Source organism: Sphingobium olei (assembly GCF_042678845.1).
Classification (GTDB): Bacteria; Pseudomonadota; Alphaproteobacteria; order Sphingomonadales; family Sphingomonadaceae; genus Sphingobium; species Sphingobium olei.
The window spans coordinates 1-24,791 of sequence record NZ_JBHTLS010000123.1 but is presented as its reverse complement, the minus strand read 5'-3'; the positions used below and the strand labels follow the sequence as shown (position 1 = coordinate 24,791).

Below are 24,791 nucleotides of genomic sequence, written 5' to 3'. Positions count from 1 at the left end.
GGTGCCCCGGACATCCATCCGGGGCGCCTTCTGCCTTCGAATATGGACGACAAGCCTAGGGCTGCAGTTCCTTCGAGACGATCGGCGCCAATCGGGCTGCGATGAGATTGACACCTTGATCGTTGGGATGGATGCCATCGGGCAGCAGCATGGCTCTGCGTCCGATCACGCCATCCAGCAGAAAGGGATAGAGCGGAAGGCCATATTGCCGGGCTAGGTCGGGATAAATGGAGTTGAAGGCCGTCGCATAGTCGCGGCCCATATTAGGTGACGCCAGCATGCCCGTCAGCATAACCCGGATCTTGCGCTTCTGTGTTTCCCTAAGAATGGCGTTCAGATTATCGCGCGTGGCCGATGGGTCGAGCCCACGCAGCATGTCGTTGCCACCCAGGCCGACCAGCATCAAGTCCGGCTTGCGGGGCAACCCGTCGAGCGTAAAGGCCAGTCGTGCCAACCCCGCAGCGGATGTATCGCCTGACACGCCGGCATTGACGACCTCAGCTTGCAGCCCGCCGGCCGCAAGGCTCTTTTCCAGCATGGGGGCGAGCCCCTTGCCCGGATCAAGATTATATCCGGCATAGAGACTGTCTCCAAAGGCCACGATCAGCTTTCGGTCAGCCCGTACTTGTGTCGACAATGGGTTTGGGGCCGCCGCCGCCATGTTGGACGGAGGAGGAGGGGGAGGCGGACTGTCGGAACAGCTGGCCGCTAGATGGACAATTAGCGTCAGCAATCCATATTGGAAATATCGGCCTGCCAAGGAGCGTCCTTTCTTCATGCAATCCACTGTTGATGCCGCCACTATCGCGATCCGCGCGTCCAATGTCACCTTGCAGCTCGGATCGAGCGGCGCTGAACTGGAAATTTTGAAAAGCGTGGATCTTACCATCCAAAAGGGAGAGACAGTCGCAATTCTGGGCGCATCTGGATCGGGCAAAAGCTCCTTGATGGCAGTGCTTTCCGGTCTGGAACGCGCCAGCGGCGGCAAGGTGGATGTCGGCGGCGTGGATTTCAGCATCATGAACGAGGACGAACTGTCCCGCGCGCGGCGCGGCCGCATCGGCATCGTGCTGCAGGCCTTTCATCTCCTTCCCACTATGACGGCGACGGAAAATGTCGCGGTGCCGCTGGAACTGGCCGGTAGGACCAACGCGTTCGATGTTGCGGTGGAGGAACTTCGCGCTGTTGGGCTGGGCCATCGGCTGAACCATTATCCCGCGCAACTATCGGGAGGCGAGCAGCAGCGGGTGGCGATCGCGCGCGCGCTCGCACCACGGCCCGACCTGCTGTTTGCAGACGAGCCCACCGGCAATCTGGATGCGATCACGGGGTCTGCCATCATGGACTTGTTGTTCGACCGGCAACACGCCACGGGAGCCACGCTTGTCATCATCACGCATGATCCGCGTCTGGCGCAGCGGTGCGGGCGGATCGTGGAAATGCAGGACGGACGGATCGTCGCGGACCGCGCGGCATGAACGCTCTGAGCTGGGGCGCAGCCTGGTCCGTCGCGCGCCGTGATCTTCATCTGGGATTTCGCGGCCTGCGTCTACTCTTCGTCTGTCTGTTCTTAGGGGTCGCGGCACTGGCCGCCATTGGCAGCCTTACGAGCGCGATCACGCAGGAATTGGGTGATCGTGGCCGAGTCATCCTTGGCGGCGACATCGAAATCGCCATGACGCAGCGTGAGGCTGGTTTCGGTGATAAGCAGGCTTTTCGCCAACTTGGCACGGTCAGTGAAACGATCCGAACGCGCGCGATGGCCCAGCCTGTCGCGCGCGTGGGTCGCCCACAAGTGGTTCCGGTACTGACGGAGCTTAAAGCCGTCGACAGACTATACCCGCTCTATGGAACTTTGCGGCTAAAGGGATCGGCTTACCGTCCTCTGGGCGTGAACCAGATTCTGGTGAGCGAAGCGCTGGCCGAACGATTGAATGTGCGTCCGGGCGACCCTCTTCATTATGGATCGGCTGACTTCGTTATATCCGACGTCATCACCGATGAACCCGACCGGCTGGGCGAAGGCTTTACCCTCGGGCCGGTCGCCATCCTCTCGCTCGAAGGGCTAAAGCGAACGCAACTGATCCAGCCAGGCAGCCTCTATACGGCCAAATATCGCATCAAACTGCTGCCTCGATACGATCCCGCTGCCGTGCGGCGCGATTGGGAGCGCGCGCGGGCGACCGAAGGATGGGTATTCAAGGATTGGAAACGCGCGGCCCCAGGCGCCAACCGCTTCATCGACCAGATGGGCCAGTTCCTGTCTCTGATCGGCCTTGCTGCGCTGGTGATAGCCGGCATCGGAGTCAGCAACGGTGTAGCCTCCTACCTTGCGGGCAAGCGCGACAGCATCGCGACGTTCAAGGTTCTTGGTGCGACATCGTCGGACATAGGACGCATATATCGGCTACAGATCGCCGCCGTCGCGCTCCTTGGCATCGGTGCGGGATTGATCGCGGGCGCGATCCTGCCGCTGCTGATCATCTCGGTTGCGGGCGACGCGCTTCCGGTACAACCCGGCTTCGGCCTTCACCCGGTGCCCCTGGCTACGAGCGCAGCCTATGGACTGCTCGTCGCATTCATCTTCACCTTCCCGCCTCTCGCGCGTGCGCGCAGCGAACCGGCGGCAGCCATTTTCCGGGGCGCGGTGGACCCGCGGGCCATCCTCGACCGGCGGAGCCTGATCGGAATGATCGGCGCTGCGGTCGTGCTCATCCTGCTGGTGCTCGTCACGGCGCAACAGCCGGTTTTTTCAGCCGGGGTGATTGCTGGCGTGGCTTTGACGCTGTTGCTGCTCGTCGCGGTTGGCGCGGCCATTCGCCGCCTCGCGCGCGGTCTTCCACGGGCGCGGCGGCCGCTGCTGCGCATGGCGATCGCCAATCTGCATCGGCCGGGAGCATCGACCGTCTCTCTGGTGGTTGCGTTGGGTCTCGCCTTGACGCTCTTCGTCACGCTGGCGGCGATCCAGACCAGCCTGGACGCAGAATTGCGGAGTGTCGTGCCAGAAAAGGCGCCTGCCCAGATAGTGCTGGATGTCCCTGCGCACAGGCAGGCAGAATTCCGACGGATCGTGGAGGGACAAGCGGCGGACGCCCGGCTCAACATCGTTCCCGTATTGCGCGGGACGATCACGGCCTATGGCGATCAACGCGTAGCGGAGCTGAAAGCTCTTCCAGAGGGGGCGTGGTTCCTTCGCGGAGAGCGCGGTGTGACCTACAGCGCCACGTTGCCTGAAGGCAGCGATCTGGTGGAAGGACGATGGTGGCCGGCAGATTATCGAGGGTCGGCGCTTGTCTCGCTGGATGTCGAAGCGGCAAGGCTGCTGGGCATAGGCGTGGGCAACACGCTGACCGTATCCGTACTCGGCCGGGAGATCAAAGCGCGCGTCGCCTCCCTGCGCAAGGTAAATTGGGATACGATGGGCTTCAACTATATCATGGTTTTCACGCCGGATACGCTCCGCTCCGCTCCGCATACCGTGGCGGCAACCGTCACGATGGATCCGCGCCACGCCACCGCCGTGGCAAGGGCGGTTCTCGCGGCCTTTCCGGGGGCTTCTGTCATTGCCGTGTCCGATGTCATCGATCAGGTTGGGACGATCCTCTCGCAAATGGCACGGGCCATCCTCGTCGCAGCGTCAGTCGCGATTTGGGCCGGCATCGCCGTTCTGGTGGGGGCGATAGCCGCTTCCCGGCAGTCGCGCGTCTATGACAGTATCATTTTGAAGACGCTAGGCGCGACGCGGGCGCAATTGCTTGGTGGACAGGCAGTGGAATATGCATTGCTCGCCGTGCTGTTGTCCATATTGGCATTGGCTCTTGGCAGCGCGGCGGCCTGGTACGTCATCGTGCAGCTGTTTAAATTCTCCTGGGCGCCTGATTGGAGCATCGTGCTGGCGACGTTGGCGGCTGGCGCGATGCTGACACTCGTCATCGGCATGGCAGGCTCTCTCCCACTTCTGTCCGTTCGACCGGCCCGTGCGCTTCGGCAAACTTGACGCGGCCCTGTCGCCCGTGGACTGGAACGGGGAAGAGGTGATCTCAAACAGGGCTTTATCGCCTCGATGCAATCTTGCTAGAGGCTACGGGACGAACGCGCCGTCAGCTCATCTTGCTGGAGACAAATCATGAAAACCCGCGCCGCCGTGGCTTTCGAGGCCAAGAAGCCCCTCGAGATCGTAGAGCTGGACCTGGAGGGCCCGAAGGCAGGGGAGGTGCTGGTCGAGATCATGGCGACGGGCATCTGTCACACCGATGCCTACACGCTGGACGGGTTCGACAGCGAGGGCATCTTTCCGTCGGTGCTCGGGCACGAAGGGGCTGGGATCGTGCGGGAAGTCGGGCCGGGCGTGACCAGTGTCATGCCGGGGGACCACGTTATTCCACTCTACACGCCCGAATGCCGCCAGTGCAAAAGCTGCCTGTCGGGCAAGACCAATCTGTGCACTGCCATCCGCGTAACGCAGGGCAAGGGCCTGATGCCCGACGGCACGACCCGCTTCTCCTACAAGGGGCAGCCGATCTACCACTATATGGGCTGTTCGACCTTCTCCAACTTCACCGTGCTGCCCGAGATAGCGGTGGCGAAAATTCGCGACGATGCGCCCTTTCAGACTAGCTGCTATGTCGGTTGCGGCGTGACCACTGGTGTGGGGGCCGTGGTCAACACCGCCAAGGTCCAAGTGGGCGAAAAGGTGGTCGTGTTCGGCCTCGGGGGCATCGGCCTCAACGTTATCCAGGGCGCGCGGATGGTGGGTGCGGACGTCATCGTCGGTGTCGACATCAATGCGGACCGCGAGGAATGGGGGCGTCGGTTCGGCATGACGCATTTCATCAACGGGAAGGGCAAAAGCCGGGAAGATGTGATTGCCGAGGTGCTGAAACTGACGGACGGAGGCGCCGACTACAGCTTCGACGCGACCGGTAATACGGACGTCATGCGGACCGCGCTGGAATGCTGCCATCGGGGGTGGGGCGAAAGCATCATCATCGGGGTGGCCGAAGCCGGCAAGGAAATCAGCACCCGTCCATTCCAGCTGGTGACGGGACGGGTGTGGAAGGGCACCGCTTTCGGCGGGGCGAAAGGCCGGACCGACGTGCCGAAGATCGTCGACTGGTATATGAACGGGAAGATAGAAATCGATCCTATGATCACCCATGTCCTCAGTCTTGAAGAGATAAACAAGGGGTTCGACCTGATGCACCAGGGCGAGTCTATTCGTAGCGTTGTCCTCTACTGATGATGGACATCCTCGAGAGTCATGTTGCCTTCGGCGGAAGGCAAGAAGTTTGCCGGCACGCATCCTCCTCCACCGGTACGGACATGACCTTCTCCGTCTATGTCCCGCCGCATGAAGAAGGCGTCAGGCTGCCGGTCGTCTGGTATTTGTCTGGTTTGACCTGCAGCCATGCCAATGTGACCGAAAAGGGGGAATATCGTCGCGCCTGTGCCGAGTTGGGATTGATTTTGGTGGCGCCGGATACCAGCCCGCGCGGTAATGACGTCCCCGACGATCCGCAGGGTAGCTATGATCTGGGACTCGGGGCCGGCTTTTATGTCGACGCGACCCGGTCCCCCTATGCGCAGCATTACCGGATGTGGTCCTATATAGCGGATGAACTGCCGGCATTGATCGAGCGGGAATATCCGGCCGATATGCAGCGTCAGTCGATCATGGGCCATTCCATGGGCGGCCACGGTGCCCTGACCATGGCGCTGCGCATGACGGGACGCTTTCGCGCGGTGTCCGCCTTCTCTCCCATCGTCGCGCCGTCGCAGGTTCCATGGGGTCAAAAGGCGTTCGAGACCTACATCGGGGATGATAGGGAACTCTGGCGGCGTCATGATGCCGTCGCATTGGTGGAGGACGGCGCGCGGATGCCCGACATCCTGATCGATCAGGGCGACGCGGATTCGTTTCTTGCAGAGCAGTTGAAGCCGGAGCTTTTCGCGGCAGCCTGCCAGCGCGCGGGACAGCCCCTCACTTTACGGATACAGCCGGGCTACGATCATAGCTATTATTTCGTATCCACCTTCATGGCGGACCACTTGAACTGGCATGCCGATCGACTGTGCGATGCCCCTTGAGGTGCTTGGGGTGGACAGGCGGACCAATCGCACTATATACCGTCCGGTATGAAAAGCGCTGCGGAATCTGTAACCAGGGGACGTCCCAGGGAATTCGATCCTGAGGAGGCTTTGTCGGCCGCGCTCACGGTATTTTGGGAAAAAGGCTATGAGGGCGCCTCCCTTGCCGAATTGACCGAAGCGATGGGGATTACCAAACCCAGCCTTTATGCCTGCTTCGGCAACAAGGAAGCCTTGTTTCATAAAGCGTTGGACCTCTACGAGCGAGACAAGCTCTGCTACATGCGTTCGGCCTTGCAGGAGCCTACGGCACGGGGCGTGGCGGAGCGGCTGCTGCGTGGGACGCTGGACATTCAGACGGGGGGTAATGACCCGCGTGCCTGTCTCGGAGTCATCAGCATGGTAGCCTGCACGACGCAGGCCGACTCCATCAAGGCGGATGTAATTGCCCGGCGGGCATCGTCGGACAAGGCGCTCGTTGAGCGGCTTGAGCGGGCGCAGGAGGAAGGGGATCTGCCGGACGGTGTCGAACCCGCGGCTCTGGCCACCTATTTGACGGCCGTGATCCAGGGCATGGGCGTGCAGGCAAGTGGCGGAGCAAGCCGCCATCAGCTTGAGCAGTTGGTTCATACGACATTGGCCATGTGGCCGACTAAATAAATAACGTCTAAACAAGCGTTTACGGAAAAATACCGATCGGTATAAAAAAGCCGTTGACGCAATGCTGCTCTGCATTATATACCATTCAGTATGAATTCCGGTGAGGCTTTGCCTTGAAGGAGCATGTTATGCTGATGACTGTCTGACTTGACCAACGGATATGAGAGCGGACCGCTGAATGGCGGCTGCGACCATTGTCTTTCCCGCTGATCGGGTGTGACCCGGTTCATCGGTTTTGCACGATCATGGGACGATCCAGGCGTCACGGGCGAGCAGCCCGTTCGCCTCCCCGTCGCCATGGGCGTTCAACAAGGGGTTTGAATATGGCGTATGTAGATTTCGCCCAGCCGCTGCCGGCGGCGGGGGCCGGACTTGCTTTGCCTGCAATGCGCGAACGCATCAGGACGGCTGCACAAGGATTTACCACTGCGGAATGGCAGATCGTGCAGATCGCGCGAACCGATGGAATGGCGTCTCTTCGCGCCCCTGGCCGCTGGTCCCGGCTGAAGACGATCCTGTTCGGTCCGCAGCCCCATTTCCAGCTGGCGGACGGTAAGCTGGAGGCGTTGCGGCGTCTCGCTGTTGAAGCCTGGCATCAGGGTTTTGCCGTTCGTCCTTCGTCGATCGACAACTTTCTGGCGGCTGGATTTACCGAAGGGCAGCTCGAAACCTTGCTGTCTGCCGTGACAGCGGCTCGTCGTGCGTTGAAGGGGCCTCGTGCATGAATATGGTGACCAAGATCGAGCAAGACGGCCAGACAAAGGATGTCGATCTTTCCGTGTCGGGAAGCCGGGTGAAGCGACGAGCTGCCTGGGCGGCGATCGGCATATTGCTGCTGGGCGGCGTCGCCTGGAAATTCGCGGCCCAGCCGGAAGCACAGGCGTCAGCTGCACCGATCGCCGCTGTCGGTGTAGCGGCGCCCCTGCTGCGAGCGGTGACGCAGTGGGATGATTATGTCGGGCGGTTCGCGCCCAGTCAGACAGTCGAAATCCGTCCGCGCGTGTCGGGTGCGGTCACGGCCATCCACTTTCGCGACGGCGACTATGTCCGTCAGGGCCAGTTGCTCTTCACGATCGACCAACGCCCTTTCCTGGCGGCTCTTGCCGAAGCACGCGCGAACAGTGCCTCGGCGCGTAGCGCATTGCTGCTTGCCCAGAGCGATTATGCGCGCGTGCAACGGTTGACTGGCGATGAAGCGGTATCGGCGAGCGAAATCGATGCGATCCGGTCGCGCCTTCAGGCCGCGCAGGCCGCGTTGGCAGCGGCGCAGGCACGCGAACGGCAGCGGACGCTCGACGTGGAGTTCACCCAGGTCCGCGCCCCGATCGCTGGCCGTGTGTCCGATCGGCGGGTGGATATCGGCAACCTCGTTTCGGGTGCCGAAGGGACCGGCGCTACCCTGTTGACCACCATCAACAAACTCGATCCCATTTATTTCAACTTCGATGCGTCGGAAGCGCTCTACCTTAAGTCGCGGCGCGTCGGCCATAAGGACGACGCGGTCGAGATCCGCCTACAGGATGAGGCCGATTATCGTTGGAAGGGCCGGCTCGACTTTACCGACAATGGTCTTGATCCCCGTTCCGGAACGATCCGCGTGCGCGCTGTCCTGCCAAATCCCGACAACTTCCTGACGCCGGGCTTGTTCGGCAACATGCGCCTTTCGGATGGCGGCAAGGTCAACGCGCTGCTGGTGCCGGATGAGGCCATCCAGTCCGACCAGGCACGCAAGACCGTGCTGACCATCGGCAAGGATGACGTCGTGACTGCCAAGCCGGTTGAACTTGGTCCCATCGTCGACGGCTTGCGGATCATCGGTTCCGGCCTTGCTCCACAAGATCGCGTGATCATTTCGAACCTGCAGGCAGCAATGCCGGGTGCGAAGGTGTCAGCGCGGCCTGCCTCGATCAGGCCCGCTGCCGCTCCACCTTCGCCGACGGCAGGGTTTTCGCCTGCAGCGGCTCAGGCCACCTTCGCCCGCTGACCTTCATTCGACGCGCAACTGCAATGTGACTGCCTGCGATCCGGTGTTCCGGATCGTACGGCCGGCTTTTGCCCGCAAAGGACGATCCGATGCGTTTCTCCCGTTTCTTTATCGACCGGCCGATCTTCGCGGCCGTCATCGCGGTCGTGATCACCGTTGTGGGTGCTCTGGCCTTCATCGGGCTGCCGGTCAGCCAATATCCCGACATCGTGCCGCCGACGGTCACGGTGACGGCCCAATATCCCGGCGCCTCGGCGGAAACCGTGGCATCGACGGTCGCTGCGCCCATTGAGCAGGAGATCAACGGCGTCGACGACATGCTCTACCAGAGCAGCCAATCGACGGGCGACGGCAAGGTCGTGATCACCGTGACGTTCAAGATCGGCACCGACCTCGACGCCGCGCAGGTGCTGGTTCAGAACAGGGTGGCGGTCGCCATTCCCCGCCTGCCTGAAGAGGTGCAGCGCCTTGGCGTCGTGACGCGCAAGACGACGCCCGAATTCCTCATGGTCGTCAATCTTCAGTCGCCCGATGGCACGTTCGACCGCAACTATCTGTCCAACTATGCCCTGACGCAGGTGCGCGACCGGCTCGCCCGGTTGGACGGCGTCGGCGACGTGCAGCTGTTCGGGTCGCGCGATTATGCCATGCGCATCTGGATTGACCCGGATCGTGCCGCTGCGCTTGATCTGACCGCGGGCGAGATCGTCCAGGCTCTGCGCGCCCAGAATGTTCAGGTTTCAGCTGGCTCCATCGGCCAACCGCCCTATGACCGCGGCGAAGCCTTCCAGCTGGGCGTCGAGATGCAGGGCCGCCTGACCGAACCCCAGCAATTTGCCAACATCGTGATCCGTACCGATGCAGATGGTCGCCAGGTGCGCGTGAGCGATGTGGCGCGCGTGGAGCTGGGCGCGCAGGATTATGGCATCAACACCTATCTGTCGAACAAGCCCACGGTGGTCATCGCCGTGATGCAGCGTCCTGGCTCCAACGCGCTCGACGCGGCGGAGAAGGTGAAGGCGGAAATGGACGCGCTGTCCAAGCGCTTCCCCAAGGGTCTTGAATATAGCGTCATCTACAACCCGACCGAATTCATCAGCCAGTCGATCGACGCTGTTTATCAGACGCTGATCGAGGCAGTCCTGCTGGTCGTGCTGGTCATCCTGGTGTTTCTCCAGAACTGGCGCGCGGCGATCATTCCGATCATCGCCATTCCTGTTTCGCTGATCGGCACGGCCACTATGCTTGCCGCGCTGGGCTATTCCCTGAACAACCTTTCGCTCTTCGGCCTGGTCCTTGCGATTGGTATCGTTGTGGACGACGCCATCGTCGTGGTGGAGAATGTCGAGCGCAACATTGAAAGCGGCATGAGTCCGCTTGAAGCGGCGCGAACCTCGATGGATGAGGTGTCGACGGCGCTGGTGGCGATCGTTCTGGTGTTGTGCGCGGTGTTCGTGCCGACGCTGTTCATCACCGGCATTTCCGGTGCGTTCTACCAGCAGTTTGCGGTCACGATATCGACCGCGACCATCATCTCGCTCATCCTGTCGCTGACGCTTTCACCGGCCGCTGCCGCCTTGCTTCTGAAATCCAAACATGGTCATCGCGATCGCAGCGGCGACCCTGTCTGGCGGCAGAAGCTCGGCGTGGCAGTCGACATGTTCAATCGCGGTTTCGATCGGCTGAGCATCAACTACGGACGCCTCACCCGTTTCCTCGTGGCGCGGCCCAAGAAGATGCTGCTGACCTATGCCGGGTTGATCGCTGCTACCGTCGCGCTTTTCTGGGCTACGCCTGGCGGGTTCATTCCCACCCAGGATCAGGGATATTTCCTTGCCGTCGTGCAGCTGCCGTCCGGTGCCTCGCTTGAACGTACCGACAAGGTTACGCGTGAGGTTGCCGCCAGGATACTGCCGATCAAGGGGCTGCGCGGCGCGGTGATGTTCGCCGGTTTCCACGGGCCTTCCCAGACGCAGGCACCCAACAGCGCGGCGATCTACTTCCCGTTCAAGAGTTTTGCCGAGCGCAAGGAGGAGGGCGTCACCTATGCCGGCATCATGGCGGAGGCCAACAAGGCCGTCGCCGGCTATGACAAGGCCCGCATCCTGCTCGTCCCCCCGCCGTTGATCCAGGGGATCGGGTCCGCCGGCGGCTATCGGATCATGCTGGAGGATCGCGAGGACCGCGGTTATACCGAACTCAACAAGGTGGCCGGCGAACTGATCGGCAAGGCAAACCAGACGCCGGGTCTCTCGATGGTCTACACCCTGTTCGATGTGGGTACGCCACGCGTCTATGCCGATGTCGATCGCCGCAAGGCCGATCTTCTGGGTGTGCCCCCCGAGCGCATCTTCGAAGCGATGCAGGTCTATCTGGGTTCGTCCTTCGTCAATGACTTCAACCTGCTGGGTCGCACCTATCGCGTCACCGCCCAAGCCGATGCCGATCATCGCGGGACGGTGGCTGACATCGCGAACCTGAAAACCCGGTCCAACAGCGGGCAGATGGTTCCGATCGGCTCCGTCTCCACTTTCAAGGACAAGACCGGGCCTTATCGCGTCGTGCGCTACAACCTGCTGCCAGCAGTCGAAATCGACGGCGATACGGCACCCGGCTATTCGTCCGGCCAGTCGCTGACCACGATGGAGAAGCTCGCCGATGCTGCGCCAGCCGGATACGGCGCGGAGTGGACGGGGGTTGCGTACCAGCAGAAGATCGCCGGAAACACGGCCGGGTTGGTCTTTGGCATGGCGGTCTTCTTCGTCTTCCTGGTGCTGGCGGCGCAATATGAAAGCCTCACGCTGCCGCTGTCGATCATTCTGATCGTCCCCATGTGCCTCTTTGCCGCAATGCTCGGCGTCAACCTGCGGGGGATGGACAATAATATCCTGACCCAGATCGGCCTAGTCGTGCTGATCGCGCTTGCGGCCAAGAATGCCATTCTGGTGGTCGAATTCGCGAAACAGGCCGAAGAGGAACAGGGCTTGTCGCCCATCGACGCTGCGGTTCAGGCGGCGCAGACCCGGCTTCGCCCGATCCTTATGACCAGCTTCGCCTTCATCCTCGGCGCGGTGCCGCTTGTGATCGCGAAAGGGGCAGGGGCGGAATTGCGACAGGCGCTGGGGACGGCGGTCTTCTTCGGGATGGCGGGCGTCACCGCCTTCGGTCTGCTCTTCACGCCCACCTTCTACGTCGTGTGCCGCGCGCTGGGCGATCGCTTCGCCCGACGCAGGGACAAGGCTGGCGATGCAACGCTCCAGCCCGCGGAATAAGGAACATGATCATGATCCGTCATTTGACCGCCCTTCTGCTTGGCGCGAGTGCGCTAACGGCTTGCGCCGCTGGGCCGGATTATAGGATGCCCGCGCCTCCTTCTTTGGCGGCGGCTCCGTTCATAGGAGCAGCTAATCCCAACCTGACGGCCGATCCGGCACAAGAAAAATGGTGGGCGCTCTATCAGGATCCGCTGCTCGACCAGCTGGTGAGCGATGCCCTCGCGGCCAACACGGACATCCGTCAGGCTGTCGCGCGGATTGAAAGGGCACGGGCGTCGCTGCGCGGTGCCAAGTCCGACCGGTTGCCGCAAACCAATCTGGACGCGTCCGAAAGCTATAGCCGCACGTCGGCCGTTCGCTCGCTGCCCGGTTTCGATCGCGAGAACTGGGTTTTCGATGCCGGGCTGGACCTCTCCTACGAAGTCGACCTGTTCGGTCGGGTGAAACGCGGTGTAGAGGCCGCGCGCGGCGACTTAGGTGCGGTTCAGGCCGATGCGGACGGCGTACGGGTGGCCGTGATTGCCGATACGGTTCGGGCTTATCTCGACGTAACCGCAACGGCGGAACGGCTCGCGGTGGCCGAACGGACGGTGCAGCTCCTCGACCAGTCGGTCAGGATCGCCGGTGCCCGGTTCGACGCAGGTCGCGCTGACAGGCTCGACGTCATTCGCGTGACTTCCCTGCGCGACCAGCAGAAAGCTGCAATCCCCTCGCTCCAAGCAGACAGGGATGCCGCGCTTTTCCGCTTGGCTACGCTCACAGGGCGGACGCCGCAGCAACTCCCTGATGCTGTGCGCGCGGCCCTCCGCACGCCGCAATTGTCGCAGCCCATCCCGGTCGGCGACGGGCAGGCGCTGCTGGCGCGCCGTCCAGATGTGCGCGCGGCCGAACGGCGACTGGCGGCCGATACGGCGAGGATTGGCGTCGCGACAGCAGATCTCTATCCGCGCATCACTTTGGGCGGGTCGGTCGGCAGCACCGCTTTGGGCGGCGGCAACCTGTTCGGGGGCGGCCCGCTGAACTGGCTCTTGGGGCCGCTGATCAGCTGGGCTTTCCCCAACCAGGAATCGATCCGCGCCAGGATAGGCGTGGCGAAGGCGGACAGCGCCGCTTCGCTGGCAGCATTCGACGGCACCATATTGCAGGCGTTGGAAGAGACGGAGCGCGCGCTCTCCACCTATGCGCACGCCATTGATCGCATGCGGACGTTGAGTGCCGCGCGGGACGAAGCGGCAAGGGCAGCGCGCATCAGTCTTGCGAGGCAGCGCGAAGGCCAAATCGATTTCCTGACGGTTCTCGACGCGCAACGCACCCTTGCCGGCGCTGAAGCCGAGCTGGCCACCGCCAGCCGTGCCGTCTCCTTCGCGCAAGTGGATGTATTCCGAGCCCTCGGCGGCGGATGGCGAGGCGCCAGTTGATTGTTCAGCGATGGGCAAGCCTGCGGGTCGCATAGCCTCCGTTTCGGGCAGGAGGTGATGATGGGCGAACACATTCAAAAGCCGGACAGGCGCGCGATAATGATCGGTTTGCTGATGCTCCCGCTCGCTGGCTGCGCGACCACGATGGGCAATTATTCTGTCGAGGAGGGCGTCCGCCGTCTCCTTCTGCTGTCGAGCGAACGCGCCTTCGCCCGGTTGACCGAGCCGGGCGGCTTCTACGACGATCAGTTGACCCGAATAACGCCACCGGATGGTGCCGGCGATCGGGGGAGCGCCATTTTATCCGCTCTGATGCGCACGCGCGCATTGCGGGAAAGGGTGGCCATTTTGCTGAACGATGTGGCGGTGGATCTGGCATCGAGCGCCGCGCCGATCGTCACCGACTCTATCCGGCGCATGACATTTGCCGACGCGATCGGTGTGTTGCGCGGAGGACCGACGGCGGCAACGGATCTGCTTGCGAGAGAAACGCGCGGGTCGCTTGTCGAAGCCATAGTGCCGGGCATGTCGCGCGCCTTGCGTTCCGACCTTTTTGAAATGCTCTCGGCCGCACTGTCCGCCGGATCGGGCAGGGATGTCCTGGCGCTGGCCGACACGGTTTCTGGGCAGATAGGCAATGCAATCTTTCGCGCCATTGGGCGGGAGGAGGCGGAAATCCGTCGCGATCCTCGCGCAACGGGCGACCCGGTTTTGACTGCCTTGTTAGGTCGGGGCCCTTGATTTATGTGGCCGACCATGGTGTCCATGCCGGCATGCAACAGAAATTTCCCGGCATTGAGGATATTCCGTGGGATCAACCCGCGACGATGATCGATCTGGATGGCAAGCCGCCCTTGATCGGCACGATCCGCGACTGCGCCGTGCATTTCGGCCTCTACAAGCCCCATGCCAAGGCACAAGCGCGCATAGTGTTGACGCAGCCCGTCCACCGAGAGGGGCGAAAGACGCGGACATGGCTGCTCGATCCCGAGGAAATCGAAGCGCTTGCGGAGAGGCTGAAGCTAGAAACGCATTGACGATCGGCTCGCTCAGGGTGCGAATAGCTCGCCCTGGCGAGGCACGCGCGTGGGGGTTGCGCGGGCCGCTGCGATCGGCATCAACGTTCTGGCGCGGCCCATCAATGTATATACCGCCTGTCTCTGCGCCCCGCGATTGAGGTGATCGACGCGATAGCCCTGATAATGCCGCTTCAGCAGTCCCGCTTTTACAAGCTCCGAGGCGGCCCGGCTTAGATTGGTCTTCCCCGACGCCCGCGCGCGAATCAGCACTTCCTCCTGGACCAATGGGTCGTCCCGGTCCGGATCGCCGGTCAATTGACCGGTCTTACACATGTCGTCGCGCACACGTTCGACCAGAGCAATTCGACGGGGATCGCGATGGGCCATGGGCGTAAGCGCATCGCAAAGCCAGTCTCGCAGCGGTATGAGGTTACCTTCATGTCTTACGACCGGCCCGGCGCTACCGTCCGGGCGGGCCACGTCGGCGATCAATGTCAGGAGCATGAAGGCATAACGCGGCCGGGAGCAACATTGCGCGAGCATGTCCAGCAACTGGGCCATGTCGCCACTGGTCGACGAGCAATGGGAAGGCGCGTGAAACATATCGTGAATCAAGCACAATATGCAGCCTGTGTGAATCGCCTTTTTCGCTGCCCGTCGCTTTGTCGTCCATGACACTTTGCCAGTTGGCAAAGTGTCATGGATGAAACTCAGCGGGCTATTGGGCGGTTGTGTTGGGCTCGTCCATCATCGCAGGAAGTATTAGGGATACGCAAAGGCCGGGCGCTGCATCCCCCAGTGTCAATGTGCCGCCGTGAAGATGAGCGACTGCGGCGGCAAGAGACAAACCAAGCCCCGCGCCCGATATATGCCTGGCGGCATCCAGTCTCGCAAAGCGGCGCAGAGCCTCCTGCCGGTGGCCCTCGGGAATGCCGCGCCCGTTGTCAGCCACTATGATCCGTACCCGACCGTCCTGCCGCTGTGCGGACAACAGGATGCGGTCGCCCCCATATTTAAGAGCGTTGTCAATCAGATTGGACAGCACCTGTCCGAAGATTTCCCGGTGGGAGCGCACCATCAGCCCGGCTGGCGCGTCCACTTCGATGACCACACCCTGGTCTTCGGCCAGCACGTCATACATCTCCTGAAAGTCTTGCAGGAGCGAACCGACGTCCACCGGAATGAAACTGTCCCGCCCGATGCCGGCCTCCGCGCGGCTGATGAACAGGGCCGCGTCCAGCATGCGCAGCAAGGTGTCGCCCTCGTCCAGAGCCTTCTCCAGGGCAGCGGTGGATATTTCGTCCTTGCTGTGGCGCATTGCGTTGTCGAGCACTGCGCGCATACGGGTGAGAGGAGAGCGCAGATCGTGCGCAAGCCCATCGGTGACCAGCCGCATCTCGTTCATAAGGGACGTGATCCGGTCGAGCATGGCGTTGATTTCCTCGCTCAACGCATCGAACATATCGCCGCTGCCTGTGGGTTTTATTCTCCGCTCCATATCGCCGCTGCCCACGGCACCGGCCGCCTCGATGACCGATCGCAGCCGTCCCTTGATAATGGCTGCGGACACGAACGCGGCGCAGCCTGCCAGCGGTATGGCAAGAAGAACGGCTCCGACCAGAGACGCCTCCAGATATCCGCCAAAGCGGAGATCATTTTCGACGACATGTCCTGTCAGAAGTTGTGTGCCATCGGGAAAGCGCGTCGTCACGATGCCCATTGTCAGCGGCTCTCGATCCTGATGTCTGCTGCGCCGCAGATCGACATGCCGCCAGCTTTCCGACCGTCCCACACCTGCGGGCCATCCACTCAGATTGCCGGCGATCCGCTGCCCGCGCGGGTCCAGCAGCAATATGACCGAGCTTTTGGCAGGGTCTGTGGCAATCCGGAACCGTACGGCCGCCGCTGCTGCCTTCAGACCAGCGGCGGCGTAAGTGGCAGCGATGTCATCGCGCAGCGACACCGCCACTTCGCGGCTGGCCCGGTTGACGGACTGGCTGGTGAAGTGATGGACGGCAACAAGCGCCAGCATGACGCAGGCAATCTGCATCAGGAAGACGAGGGCGGCGAACCGCCAGATAACGCTATGACGCCAACGCATGGACGGTCAGTCCTGCAGCCCCAGCCGATATCCTGCGCCGCGAACGGTGTGGATCAGGGGCGGCTCGCCTTCCTCATCGATTTTGCGCCGCAAGCGGCTGATGTGCACATCTATGACGTTGGTGCCTGGATCGAAATGATAATCCCACACCCCTTCCAGCAGCATGGTGCGGGTGACGACCTCGTCCTGATGGCGCAGCAGATATTCCAGCAACCGAAACTCCCGAGGCTGAAGGTCGATTGCCCTGGCGCTCCGTTTCACCTTTCGGGATAGCAGGTCCATATCGAGATCGCCGCAGGACAGCCGGGTTTCCCGAGTGGATTGGCTGCCTCGCCGCAAGATGATCTGCAGACGGGCCAGCAATTCCGCGAAGGCGAATGGTTTGGTCAGATAATCGTCTGACCCTGCCGTCAGGCCCTTGACCCGTTCATCTGCCGTGGCGAGCGCAGACAAAAGGATCACCGGCGTGAAAATCTGCGCGGCCCGCAACGCGGCCAGTACGGCCAAGCCGTCCATGCCGGGCAGCATGCGATCGAGTATGATGGCGTCATGCACGGCTTCAGTAGCGAGGAACAGGCCGTCGCGGCCGTTATCCGCCCGGTCCACGGTGAAACCTTTCTCGATCAATCCTTGGACGATGTAATCTGCGGTCGTCGCATCGTCTTCGACCAGCAGCAGCTTGTGGCTCATGACTCCATCGTCCCTTCTCCAGTCGGGAGGATCACCTTGCGCATCCTCGAAGCTGCACTGCTGCGCCCGCCGCCGATAAGTCGCTGAAGGTCCAGTGTCGCCCGCGCCAGCGAGAGGCCTTGTGGCCCAGCAATGAAACGCGGCTCCCAGACCGGAGCGAACTTGGCCTTATAGGCGCGCAGCCCGCCAAATCCATATAATGCGTTGCCGTGACGATAAAGGAAGGCCGCGGCTTTCACCCAAAGTGGGGACAGCCGCCGTGCTTCCAGTCCCGCCAGGGGCGCCAGACCGAGCGTGAACCAGCCGAACCCCTGCTCCTGTCCCCACAGGATGAGATGTATGAAGATGAAATCCATGACTCCGGGCGGCGAGCCGGCACGGTGTCGCATCAGATCGACGGACAATTCCTTGCGGTCGGTCGTGGCCCATATGTTGGCGAAAGCGACGATACGGCCGTTGCACCGGACAAGCGCGCAATCGAACTTGGACAGATAGTCGGGATCGAAACGCCCGATGCTGAAGCTCTTTTCGGTCATGGCTTTTTCGGAGAGCCAGTCGTCGGATATGGCTCGCAGTTCGGGAATGAGGTCAGGAACGCGATCTGACGCGACAATTTCGAACACCGCGCCTTCGCGGGCAACCCGCCGCATGGCGTGCCGCAACGGCCTGGCCGCCGGGCCTTCGAGGGTAAAGCGGGAGAGGTCCACCCGGGCTTCTTCGCCATATTTGAGGATCGACAAGCCAAGGTCGATGGCGAGTGGCAGCAAAGCGAAGCTTATCTGATAGAGGAGAAGACGGCCCTGGGCAGCATCCGCCCGCTCCCGCATACGCCAGAGCAGATCTGGCCATTCGGCGGGATCTCCAACCGGATCGCCCATCACGATCCAGCTATGGCCCTGCACTTGATACATGAGGAACGCGCGGCCGGAGGGCGATGTTTCAAACAGCTTGTCGCCCGTCAGTGCAAGGCAGGCGTCGGTCCTTGTTGCCAGGCGCATCGCAACGTCGCTTGGCGTTGTGGCTGGCCGGTGCCGAAGTCCTGGCTGTGCGGGTCTGAGCAGCGTCCAGATCGCTGCGGCAATCGTAATGACGCCGGCCGCCAACGCGGCGCGAAGGAAGCGGGACGCATCCTGATGGCGGCCAAATTGCCACCATAGATCATTTTGATATTCGACATGGCGATAAGCCATAAAGCCAATCCACACGGACAAGACGACGGCGATGCCGAGCGCGCCGACCCAGGCTGGCGTCAACATCGCAGAGGTGAAGCTCGTCTTTCGATAGAATGCGCCATGGCAAACCTGCAGCACGGCCGCGATGAGGAGCAGCACGGTCGCTTCCTCATAATCCAGTCCTTTCAGGATCGAGAAGAAGGCGCCAGCGATCAGAAGCGATCTCGTTAGCCAGAAGGCGCCATCAAGGCGGCGGTATAGCCCTGATGCAAGCAACACGAGCACGGCGCCGATGATGCTGGCCGCAAGATGTGATGCTTCAACGAACGGCATCGGCACCAGCCGGGAGACAGCATGGAATCGATCCGGCACCGCCGGCAATGATCCTGAAGCAAGGAGGATCGCACCGCCGGCCGCCACGACGGCGGAAAGAAGGAAGGGCGCAACCATGTGTCCGGTCGTGGTCGCGAATTCGCGGATCTTTCCTGCGGGTTTTTGCCAGATGACGCTTTCATGCCGCGCAATGAGGCAAAGGGCGACGACGAGGGGCAGGAGATAATAGAGCACCCTATATGCGATCAGCGCGGTAAGCAGCGCTGGACGATCGACCTGCGGCAAAAGCGCGATGATCACCGCCTCGAACACGCCAAGTCCGCCTGGCACATGGCTGAGCAGCGCGACGATGATGGCGAGCACATAGCTAAGAAAGAAGAGGGGGTAGAGTGACCAGGACAGGTGCGGCATCAGGATGAAAAGGGCGGCGGAAGCCAGCATCAGGTCGACTGCCGCCAGACCAAGATGGGCCAGCGCCTGCACCCTGTTGGGAAGGGTCAGCGTCCATCCGAAAAGGTCCACCCGCCGGGCATACGGGCCGAGCGCAGCGATCGACGCCGCTCCCGCCGCCAGCAACGTCCAGCCCACCGCCCGTTGCAACGGAAGCGCAATGCCGAGCGCGCCTATGCCGACGCTCGTCGGGCCGATTGCGAGCGAAGCAGCGGCAAGCATGACCACGCCACCCCAGAAGGCCAGGCTGGCGGACGCGATCACCCTGGCGACATCGCCGCCCGTCAGGCCGGACGCTCCATAGATCCGCATGCGGGCTGACCCGCCGGTCAGCAGCGCAAGACCCAGATTGTGGCTCAAAGTGTAGCTGCAAAAGGATGCGAGAGCCGCGATGGACCAGCGCCTCGGCCGGCCCACGATGCGCAGGGCGAGATAATCGTAGAAGGTCAGCGCCAAATAGCTGAGGATCGTGAACATGAGCGCTTTTGCGATCGTGACGGGTGGTAGCGCGCCAAGCGCCGTCCGCACATCGCTCCATCTTACGTCGGCCACCAGATGATCGAGCGCGATTATCCCGAGGGCCGCGATCATCAGCATCGCCGGGATCGCAAACCAGGAACGGTGCCGTCGCACGGCATGGCTCATGTTCATGGCGATCATCCCCTGCCGCTGCGCCGAGCGACCGTACGGTCAATGGCGTGGACCAACGCTCTGCTGACAAGCGCCGGATCATGATTGAGGGAGTGAGCGCCCGGCAACATCAGCCGCACGGCGTTGGCCTGGCGCAGGGCGGGGCAGAGGCTTGCCGCCTCCTCCTTGCCGTAGATGCAAAGCACTGGAACCCAACTCAATTTGCGGCCTGCCGTCGCTGCATCCTCTTCCGGTTCCGTAAAGGAGAATATTTCGGATGGAGACGCACGCCATTGCCTGGTCGCGCCCGGCACGATCAGCGCGACCAGCGCGATACGCCTGCGCAATGCGAGAGGCACATAGGGCAGGGAAGGTGCCACAACGTCCGCACCGAAGGACTGGCCGATCAGGACCACCTGTGCACCCGGGGCGACCGCCATGGCGCGGCGCAGCCCCTGCGCGATCATTGCCCCCGTCTCTTCAGGCGTCCGACGCGTCCGGAAGAAGAAAAGACTGTTTTCGCCGACGACCGGAACATCCTGTTCGGTCAGATCTTTTGCGATCTTGGGCCCCAGACCCGCGTGGAATCCCATGTCGCCGGACAGATACAGAGCGACGGCGCGAGGTTGCCCCGGTGCGGCATGTTTGGCAAAGCGGACATCGAAGAGCGGCCCTCCGATATAGCCGAGATGCCATATCGTAAGCAGGAAACCGACCAGGACGAGGCCGATGACGGAGTTGGTGCGGGTCATGCGCGTTCCGTCCTTCCGCCTTCCGGGACAAGGGGCACCTCGCTCGATTGCACGCGGCCGCTTCTCTCAAGTTTGCCCCAACCGACCCATGGACCCAGAATGGCCGTGCCGACCGCGCGGATAACCACGCCATACATGATCTGCCGATAGACGAAGCGTTGCGCCACCAGCAGCAGAGCCGGATAACGCCGCTCCCGCGGCTCCAGCCGATAGGCGACAGCCCCGCACATGATATCTATCAGCGTGAATGCGACCCAATATGCGGCCATGCGCAACACGTCGCTTTGCGTCTGCGCCCAGCCATGCTGATGGATACGCACCGCTGTGTCGGCAGCACTTACCAGGAGCGCGAGGTCGATAATCGGCGAAACGAGCGCAAAGCCGATCTGGAACAGCCAGGCTTGTGGCAGGCCGACCCATGCCAGGCCAGCCGGCCTGCGACTGCGCACCAGGTCACGATGCTTCCAGAGGCATTGCAGAGTGCCATAGGCCCAGCGGAACCGCTGCTTTGCCAAGGCGCGGAAGCTTTCCGGCGCTTCCGTCCATGCCACCGCTTCGGTGTCATAGGCAACGGTCCAACCGGCGCGTTGCACGGCGATGGTGAGATCCTGATCCTCCGCCAGCGTATCCACCGGATAGCCGCCGACCGCGGTCAGCGCGGATCGCCGCCAGGCACCTACCGCTCCGGGCACAACGGTAATCGCGCCAAAGCGGGCCAGGGCACGCCGCTCCAAATTTTGCGCGGTCACATATTCGACTGCCTGCCAGCGGGTGACAAGATTGACGCGGTTGCCCACCATGGCGTTGCCCGCAACGGCGCCTACTGACGGATCCGCGAACCAGCGAGCCAGCCGTGCTATGGTCAGGGGCTCGAACTGCGTATCGGCGTCGAGCGCGATCACGATGGGCGCGTTGGTCAGCTGCAGGGCGTGGTTGAGCGCGACCGCCTTACCACCATTTTCAAGGGTCAGCAGTCGCACGCGATCATCGTCGGCGAAAGCTTTTGCGACAATCGCGCTAGTCGCATCGGTCGATCCGTCATCGACGACGATCACTTCAAGAAGGACATCCTGGCTCTCCAGCACGCGCCGGACCGATGCTTCGATCACCTTCGCTTCGTTGAAGGCAGGGATGATGACCGAAACGAAGGTGCCGGGCACGATGTCGGGAGGCGTGACCCGGTTGCGACGCGATCGACTGAGCAGAGCGAGAGCTGCCAGCGTCACCGCGCGCCCGATGCCCAGGAGGATGACGGCGAAGAACAGCCACTTGAGGCTGACGCTGACGGCGGCCAGAACCAGGAAGATGGCGACGTCGATCCGCACTGCCATCAGGTCCGCACCGCTGATCCGGGGCATGACCTGATCGCGCGACAGGTTTGCCAGCGACGACACCGGCACGAAATGATAGCCGCTGGCCTTTAGCGCCTGGATGATCATGGGCAAGGCGGCGACGGTCTGTGCGCGGTCGCCGCCGCTGTCGTGCAGCAGGACGACCTGCGCAGATCTTTCCGCGTTCCCCGCTTCCACTTGCGCGACCGTCCTGCGCACGATTGCGTCCACGCCAGGCCGCGTCCAGTCGCCCGGATCGACGTGCAGGCCGACGTTGATATATCCCGCCATCTGGGCCAGCCGCGCGGGATTGATTTCTTCTGCGGTCGTTGGTTCAGCGTCGCCGAAATAGGGCGCACGGAACAGCCGCATGGCACGGCCGGTATAGGCTTCCACCAGTCGCTGTGTGCTGTTCAGCTCCAGCTCAACGCCTCTGTCCCAGACCTGGGCAAGATTTGGGTGGGTGTAGCTGTGGTTGCCGATTTCGCTGCCTTGAGCGACGATCCGACGCAGCAGAGCAGGATGCAGCATCGCATTTTCACCGATGACGAAGAAGGTCGCCGGCACGTTGGCCTTTTTCAATAGGTCCAATATCGGGGGCGTCCATACCGGATCGGGACCGTCGTCGAAGGTCAGCGCGATCTCGTGTGGCTTGTATCCGGTGCGGCCGATCACATAGGGCGTGGGCAGGCTGTCGAAACTCTCGTTGACGATCAACCCCTTTGCAGGGCCAGCGCCTGTGGAGATCATGCGATGCCCCGCCGTCGGCACGTCATTGATCCGCAGAATTTCGCCATTGCCTTCGATATCGACCGAGTTGAAGCTCGTCAGTCGGGACAGGTCAGGCGGCATCTGGTCATTGCGTGCTTTCAATGCCCACCAGAAGCCGGGATCTTCCGACCCGAGGCGCCATAGCGCGATGCCTCCGGTCCCGGCCAGTTGCGCCGCGCGGATCTGGTTCCAACCGCTTGCGGCGTCCAGCATCCACACATGGTGAATCCGCCCATTCTCCTGATAATCGAAAGTGGCGTTGCCGGACGCGGGATCGAAGCGGATGGTGGCGCCGGAATCATGGGCGGAGAGCCATGCATCCTCGATGGAAAGCGTATCTGCCGCGCCGCCGCCTTCCGTCCAGTCATAGGCATAATTGCCGATCGCGACTATGAGCTTCGGGGCAGGAACGATCCGCATCGCAGCGCGCAACCGTTCCACGAACCACGGCTGCGCGGCGATTGGCCCAGCATGGTCACCGATATAATGCTGGTCATAATTCATCAGGATCAGCTTGTCCGCGACTTTGCCGTACTGGCGCAGATCCCAGCGCGGATCATCGACCGGCACGGTGAGGGCCAGCGACAGATGTCGGCCATGAAGAACCGGAGCGGCTTGTCTCAGGAAGGCGAGATAGTCAGCCTGCGCGCGGGGCGGCAGCGCCTCGAAATCGAACATGACGCCTGCAGCATGCATGGATTTGAGTTGTGGCAGCAACGCTTTCAGGAAAGCGGTTCTCGCGCGTCTGCTGTTAAGCAGGGCAGCCGTCCCCTCGCCATCCCATGTGCCATCGGCGACATTCTGCACTACGGGCATGATGTGCGGGCGGCGGCTGGTGGTCCGGATAATGGATTGGAAAACAGGATCGGCCGTGACGCGCAGATCATGGGCGCTGCCGGTCACGGACATCAAAGCAGGCGCGACCCAGTCGATTTTGCCGACATGCTGGCGCAGCGACGCTCGGCTGGCATCATCCCACGGGACATAGAAAGCCATGGTAACCGGATGGGTAGGCCAAGGAGAGGCGTGTCGCGGCAGCCATTTGGCGAAGTCGGCCCGCAGCTTGGCGCTTAATCTGCCGATCTTCTGGCCAAGGCCCTCGCTATGGGGACGCTCCATGCTGAGCGGCACGGCAGGCGGTACAGGCACGTTAACGATCGTCGCGGCGAAGGCGATTGCCGTAAGCAAGATCGAGAGGAGCAGGACGAAAAGGAGGGGCAGGGTGATGCGCTTGCGTCGCCCGCTGGCGTCGTAAAAAACCGGTTTCTGCATCTGCCTTGCCCCTGCGAACATGGAGAGGCGGTGCATGACAGGAACGCACCGCCTCTCTTTCTTGCGACCAGGGAACGGCCGCCTCGTCGCTGTTAGGAGCAGGCGCTTCACGGGAGGGTGAGCGGGATATTACGGTTTCTTCATGTTCCTCTCGCGGCCGACCTTCGTACCTCTGTCCGCTCGCCCTCGAGTAAGCACAACGCACAGGGCCGAGCGTGAATGAGGAACGGTTCTTCGAGTTAATAGAATATCCAGAACGATTTTATCCGAATGCTTACAAGCCATCATCGCTGCTACATCCTGCACAGGATCAAGGAGGCGATCATGCTGGACATAGCGACACCCCGACTTACCGATGCCGAGTGGCAGGACGTCCAATCGGCGCTGATCGCGGTGGCGGACTGCGGCTGTAATGGGGCGCGCGGCGCGGCCTCCCTCCGGTCGCGTATCGGGCGGTCGCCTGCTACTGCGGTTCGTTCCATCGGGGATAGCCCGGTTCTCCGGCCCGATCTGGTGTCGATCAGAGATTTTTTATGTGAGACCGGGCGATCGCATCGCCTTGCCGAGCGCCACGTTCCCGCTCTCTCGGCCCAGGGCTTCAACCGCGCCCAGATCGAAGCTCTGGCGCTGCTAGGTGCTTGATCATTGCCTCAGGCGGCCTGTCGCCTCACACACGCACGAGCGACCCACAATGATTTCCGCCGCGGCAAGAAATTTTGAAAATTGCGGTTGACGGGTTCGTTTGTTGGATTTAGAGGGCTGGTCACCGACGCGGTGAGGGCCATTGGTTTTCGCTGCGGTTGGTCGCCTTCATAGACGGACGCCAGTCTCCCGGCACGCAAGGAT

19 protein-coding genes are annotated in these 24,791 nt (G+C 62.2%); 12 read left to right on the top strand and 7 right to left on the bottom strand.

Annotated elements, in window-relative coordinates; translation table 11 throughout:
* Window positions 1-55: 55 nt before the first annotated feature.
* On the bottom strand, window positions 56-778 hold the full coding sequence (locus tag ACFQ24_RS10605) for an arylesterase (RefSeq protein ID WP_380911061.1): 723 nt from the start codon (window positions 776-778) through the stop codon (window positions 56-58).
* Between ACFQ24_RS10605 and ACFQ24_RS10600 the strand changes: the two genes are divergently transcribed.
* The 11 genes from ACFQ24_RS10600 to ACFQ24_RS10550 all read left to right on the top strand — a co-directional run bounded on the left by ACFQ24_RS10600 (window position 777) and on the right by ACFQ24_RS10550 (window position 14,461).
* A complete protein-coding gene (locus tag ACFQ24_RS10600) occupies window positions 777-1,478 on the top strand; it encodes an ABC transporter ATP-binding protein (RefSeq protein ID WP_380911059.1) in 702 nt (233 codons plus the stop codon). The genes ACFQ24_RS10605 and ACFQ24_RS10600 overlap by 2 nt on opposite strands.
* Entirely contained in the window at window positions 1,475-3,997 is a 2,523-nt protein-coding gene (locus ACFQ24_RS10595; RefSeq protein ID WP_380911057.1) for an ABC transporter permease, read from the top strand. The genes ACFQ24_RS10600 and ACFQ24_RS10595 overlap by 4 nt, the downstream gene beginning before the upstream one ends.
* A gap of 129 nt (window positions 3,998-4,126) precedes the next feature.
* The gene (locus tag ACFQ24_RS10590; RefSeq protein ID WP_380911055.1) at window positions 4,127-5,239 is read left to right on the top strand and encodes an S-(hydroxymethyl)glutathione dehydrogenase/class III alcohol dehydrogenase; all 1,113 of its coding nucleotides are present in this window, start codon (window positions 4,127-4,129) and stop codon (window positions 5,237-5,239) included.
* 2 nt (window positions 5,240-5,241) lie between these two features.
* Complete coding sequence (gene fghA, locus ACFQ24_RS10585) at window positions 5,242-6,087, top strand: S-formylglutathione hydrolase (protein ID WP_380911145.1); 846 nt, start codon at window positions 5,242-5,244, stop codon at window positions 6,085-6,087.
* A gap of 48 nt (window positions 6,088-6,135) precedes the next feature.
* A complete protein-coding gene (locus ACFQ24_RS10580; RefSeq protein WP_380911053.1) occupies window positions 6,136-6,747 on the top strand; it encodes a TetR/AcrR family transcriptional regulator in 612 nt (203 codons plus the stop codon).
* 323 nt (window positions 6,748-7,070) lie between these two features.
* Window positions 7,071-7,472 (top strand): hypothetical protein, encoded by a 402-nt coding sequence (locus ACFQ24_RS10575; RefSeq protein ID WP_380911051.1) that lies wholly within the window; start codon window positions 7,071-7,073, stop codon window positions 7,470-7,472.
* Complete coding sequence (locus ACFQ24_RS10570) at window positions 7,469-8,731, top strand: efflux RND transporter periplasmic adaptor subunit (RefSeq protein ID WP_380911049.1); 1,263 nt, start codon at window positions 7,469-7,471, stop codon at window positions 8,729-8,731. The genes ACFQ24_RS10575 and ACFQ24_RS10570 overlap by 4 nt, the downstream gene beginning before the upstream one ends.
* An 89-nt stretch (window positions 8,732-8,820) precedes the next feature.
* Window positions 8,821-12,003, top strand: a complete 3,183-nt coding sequence (locus ACFQ24_RS10565; protein WP_380911047.1) for an efflux RND transporter permease subunit — start codon at window positions 8,821-8,823, stop codon at window positions 12,001-12,003.
* A gap of 11 nt (window positions 12,004-12,014) precedes the next feature.
* Window positions 12,015-13,424: an efflux transporter outer membrane subunit gene (locus ACFQ24_RS10560; RefSeq protein ID WP_380911045.1), complete on the top strand. Its 1,410-nt coding sequence runs from the start codon at window positions 12,015-12,017 to the stop codon at window positions 13,422-13,424.
* Window positions 13,425-13,523: 99 nt separating this feature from the next.
* Window positions 13,524-14,165, top strand: coding sequence for a DUF4197 domain-containing protein (locus ACFQ24_RS10555; protein WP_380911043.1), 642 nt, complete (start codon window positions 13,524-13,526; stop codon window positions 14,163-14,165).
* Between the two features lie 32 nt (window positions 14,166-14,197).
* Window positions 14,198-14,461 carry a hypothetical protein gene (locus ACFQ24_RS10550; protein WP_380911041.1) on the top strand — a complete coding sequence of 88 codons (264 nt, stop codon included), beginning with the start codon at window positions 14,198-14,200 and terminating at the stop codon, window positions 14,459-14,461.
* A 12-nt stretch (window positions 14,462-14,473) separates the two neighbouring features.
* Here ACFQ24_RS10550 and ACFQ24_RS10545 read toward each other — a convergent pair whose 3' ends face one another.
* From ACFQ24_RS10545 to ACFQ24_RS10520, 6 genes are all read right to left on the bottom strand, one after another.
* Window positions 14,474-15,046, bottom strand: coding sequence for a hypothetical protein (locus ACFQ24_RS10545; protein WP_380911039.1), 573 nt, complete (start codon window positions 15,044-15,046; stop codon window positions 14,474-14,476).
* 115 nt (window positions 15,047-15,161) lie between these two features.
* A complete protein-coding gene (locus tag ACFQ24_RS10540) occupies window positions 15,162-16,544 on the bottom strand; it encodes a sensor histidine kinase (protein ID WP_380911037.1) in 1,383 nt (460 codons plus the stop codon).
* A 6-nt stretch (window positions 16,545-16,550) separates the two neighbouring features.
* On the bottom strand, window positions 16,551-17,234 hold the full coding sequence (locus tag ACFQ24_RS10535; RefSeq protein WP_380911035.1) for a winged helix-turn-helix domain-containing protein: 684 nt from the start codon (window positions 17,232-17,234) through the stop codon (window positions 16,551-16,553).
* Window positions 17,231-19,840 (bottom strand): bifunctional lysylphosphatidylglycerol flippase/synthetase MprF, encoded by a 2,610-nt coding sequence (gene mprF, locus ACFQ24_RS10530; RefSeq protein ID WP_380911033.1) that lies wholly within the window; start codon window positions 19,838-19,840, stop codon window positions 17,231-17,233. The genes ACFQ24_RS10535 and mprF overlap by 4 nt, the downstream gene beginning before the upstream one ends.
* Window positions 19,841-19,845: 5 nt before the next feature.
* Entirely contained in the window at window positions 19,846-20,571 is a 726-nt protein-coding gene (locus ACFQ24_RS10525) for an AcvB/VirJ family lysyl-phosphatidylglycerol hydrolase (RefSeq protein WP_380911031.1), read from the bottom strand.
* Entirely contained in the window at window positions 20,568-23,945 is a 3,378-nt protein-coding gene (locus tag ACFQ24_RS10520) for a polysaccharide deacetylase family protein (protein WP_380911029.1), read from the bottom strand. The genes ACFQ24_RS10525 and ACFQ24_RS10520 overlap by 4 nt, the downstream gene beginning before the upstream one ends.
* Window positions 23,946-24,269: 324 nt before the next feature.
* On the opposite strand from ACFQ24_RS10520, the gene ACFQ24_RS10515 reads away from it, so the two are divergent.
* On the top strand, window positions 24,270-24,587 hold the full coding sequence (locus ACFQ24_RS10515; RefSeq protein WP_380911027.1) for a hypothetical protein: 318 nt from the start codon (window positions 24,270-24,272) through the stop codon (window positions 24,585-24,587).
* Window positions 24,588-24,791 lie beyond the last annotated feature (204 nt).

Excerpts from the sequence above, each read along its gene's own strand:
- ACFQ24_RS10600 (WP_380911059.1), top strand. The coding sequence starts at position 777 with ATGCAATCCACTGTTGATGCCGCCACTATCGCGATCCGCGCGTCCAAT.
- ACFQ24_RS10605 (WP_380911061.1), bottom strand. The coding sequence starts at position 778 with ATGAAGAAAGGACGCTCCTTGGCAGGCCGATATTTCCAATATGGATTG.
- ACFQ24_RS10595 (WP_380911057.1), top strand. The coding sequence starts at position 1,475 with ATGAACGCTCTGAGCTGGGGCGCAGCCTGGTCCGTCGCGCGCCGTGAT.
- ACFQ24_RS10590 (WP_380911055.1), top strand. The coding sequence starts at position 4,127 with ATGAAAACCCGCGCCGCCGTGGCTTTCGAGGCCAAGAAGCCCCTCGAG.
- fghA (WP_380911145.1), top strand. The coding sequence starts at position 5,242 with ATGGACATCCTCGAGAGTCATGTTGCCTTCGGCGGAAGGCAAGAAGTT.
- ACFQ24_RS10580 (WP_380911053.1), top strand. The coding sequence starts at position 6,136 with ATGAAAAGCGCTGCGGAATCTGTAACCAGGGGACGTCCCAGGGAATTC.
- ACFQ24_RS10575 (WP_380911051.1), top strand. The coding sequence starts at position 7,071 with ATGGCGTATGTAGATTTCGCCCAGCCGCTGCCGGCGGCGGGGGCCGGA.
- ACFQ24_RS10570 (WP_380911049.1), top strand. The coding sequence starts at position 7,469 with ATGAATATGGTGACCAAGATCGAGCAAGACGGCCAGACAAAGGATGTC.
- ACFQ24_RS10565 (WP_380911047.1), top strand. The coding sequence starts at position 8,821 with ATGCGTTTCTCCCGTTTCTTTATCGACCGGCCGATCTTCGCGGCCGTC.
- ACFQ24_RS10560 (WP_380911045.1), top strand. The coding sequence starts at position 12,015 with ATGATCCGTCATTTGACCGCCCTTCTGCTTGGCGCGAGTGCGCTAACG.
- ACFQ24_RS10555 (WP_380911043.1), top strand. The coding sequence starts at position 13,524 with ATGATCGGTTTGCTGATGCTCCCGCTCGCTGGCTGCGCGACCACGATG.
- ACFQ24_RS10550 (WP_380911041.1), top strand. The coding sequence starts at position 14,198 with ATGCAACAGAAATTTCCCGGCATTGAGGATATTCCGTGGGATCAACCC.
- ACFQ24_RS10545 (WP_380911039.1), bottom strand. The coding sequence starts at position 15,046 with ATGTTTCACGCGCCTTCCCATTGCTCGTCGACCAGTGGCGACATGGCC.
- ACFQ24_RS10540 (WP_380911037.1), bottom strand. The coding sequence starts at position 16,544 with ATGCGTTGGCGTCATAGCGTTATCTGGCGGTTCGCCGCCCTCGTCTTC.
- ACFQ24_RS10535 (WP_380911035.1), bottom strand. The coding sequence starts at position 17,234 with ATGAGCCACAAGCTGCTGCTGGTCGAAGACGATGCGACGACCGCAGAT.
- mprF (WP_380911033.1), bottom strand. The coding sequence starts at position 19,840 with ATGAACATGAGCCATGCCGTGCGACGGCACCGTTCCTGGTTTGCGATC.
- ACFQ24_RS10525 (WP_380911031.1), bottom strand. The coding sequence starts at position 20,571 with ATGACCCGCACCAACTCCGTCATCGGCCTCGTCCTGGTCGGTTTCCTG.
- ACFQ24_RS10520 (WP_380911029.1), bottom strand. The coding sequence starts at position 23,945 with ATGCAGAAACCGGTTTTTTACGACGCCAGCGGGCGACGCAAGCGCATC.
- ACFQ24_RS10515 (WP_380911027.1), top strand. The coding sequence starts at position 24,270 with ATGCTGGACATAGCGACACCCCGACTTACCGATGCCGAGTGGCAGGAC.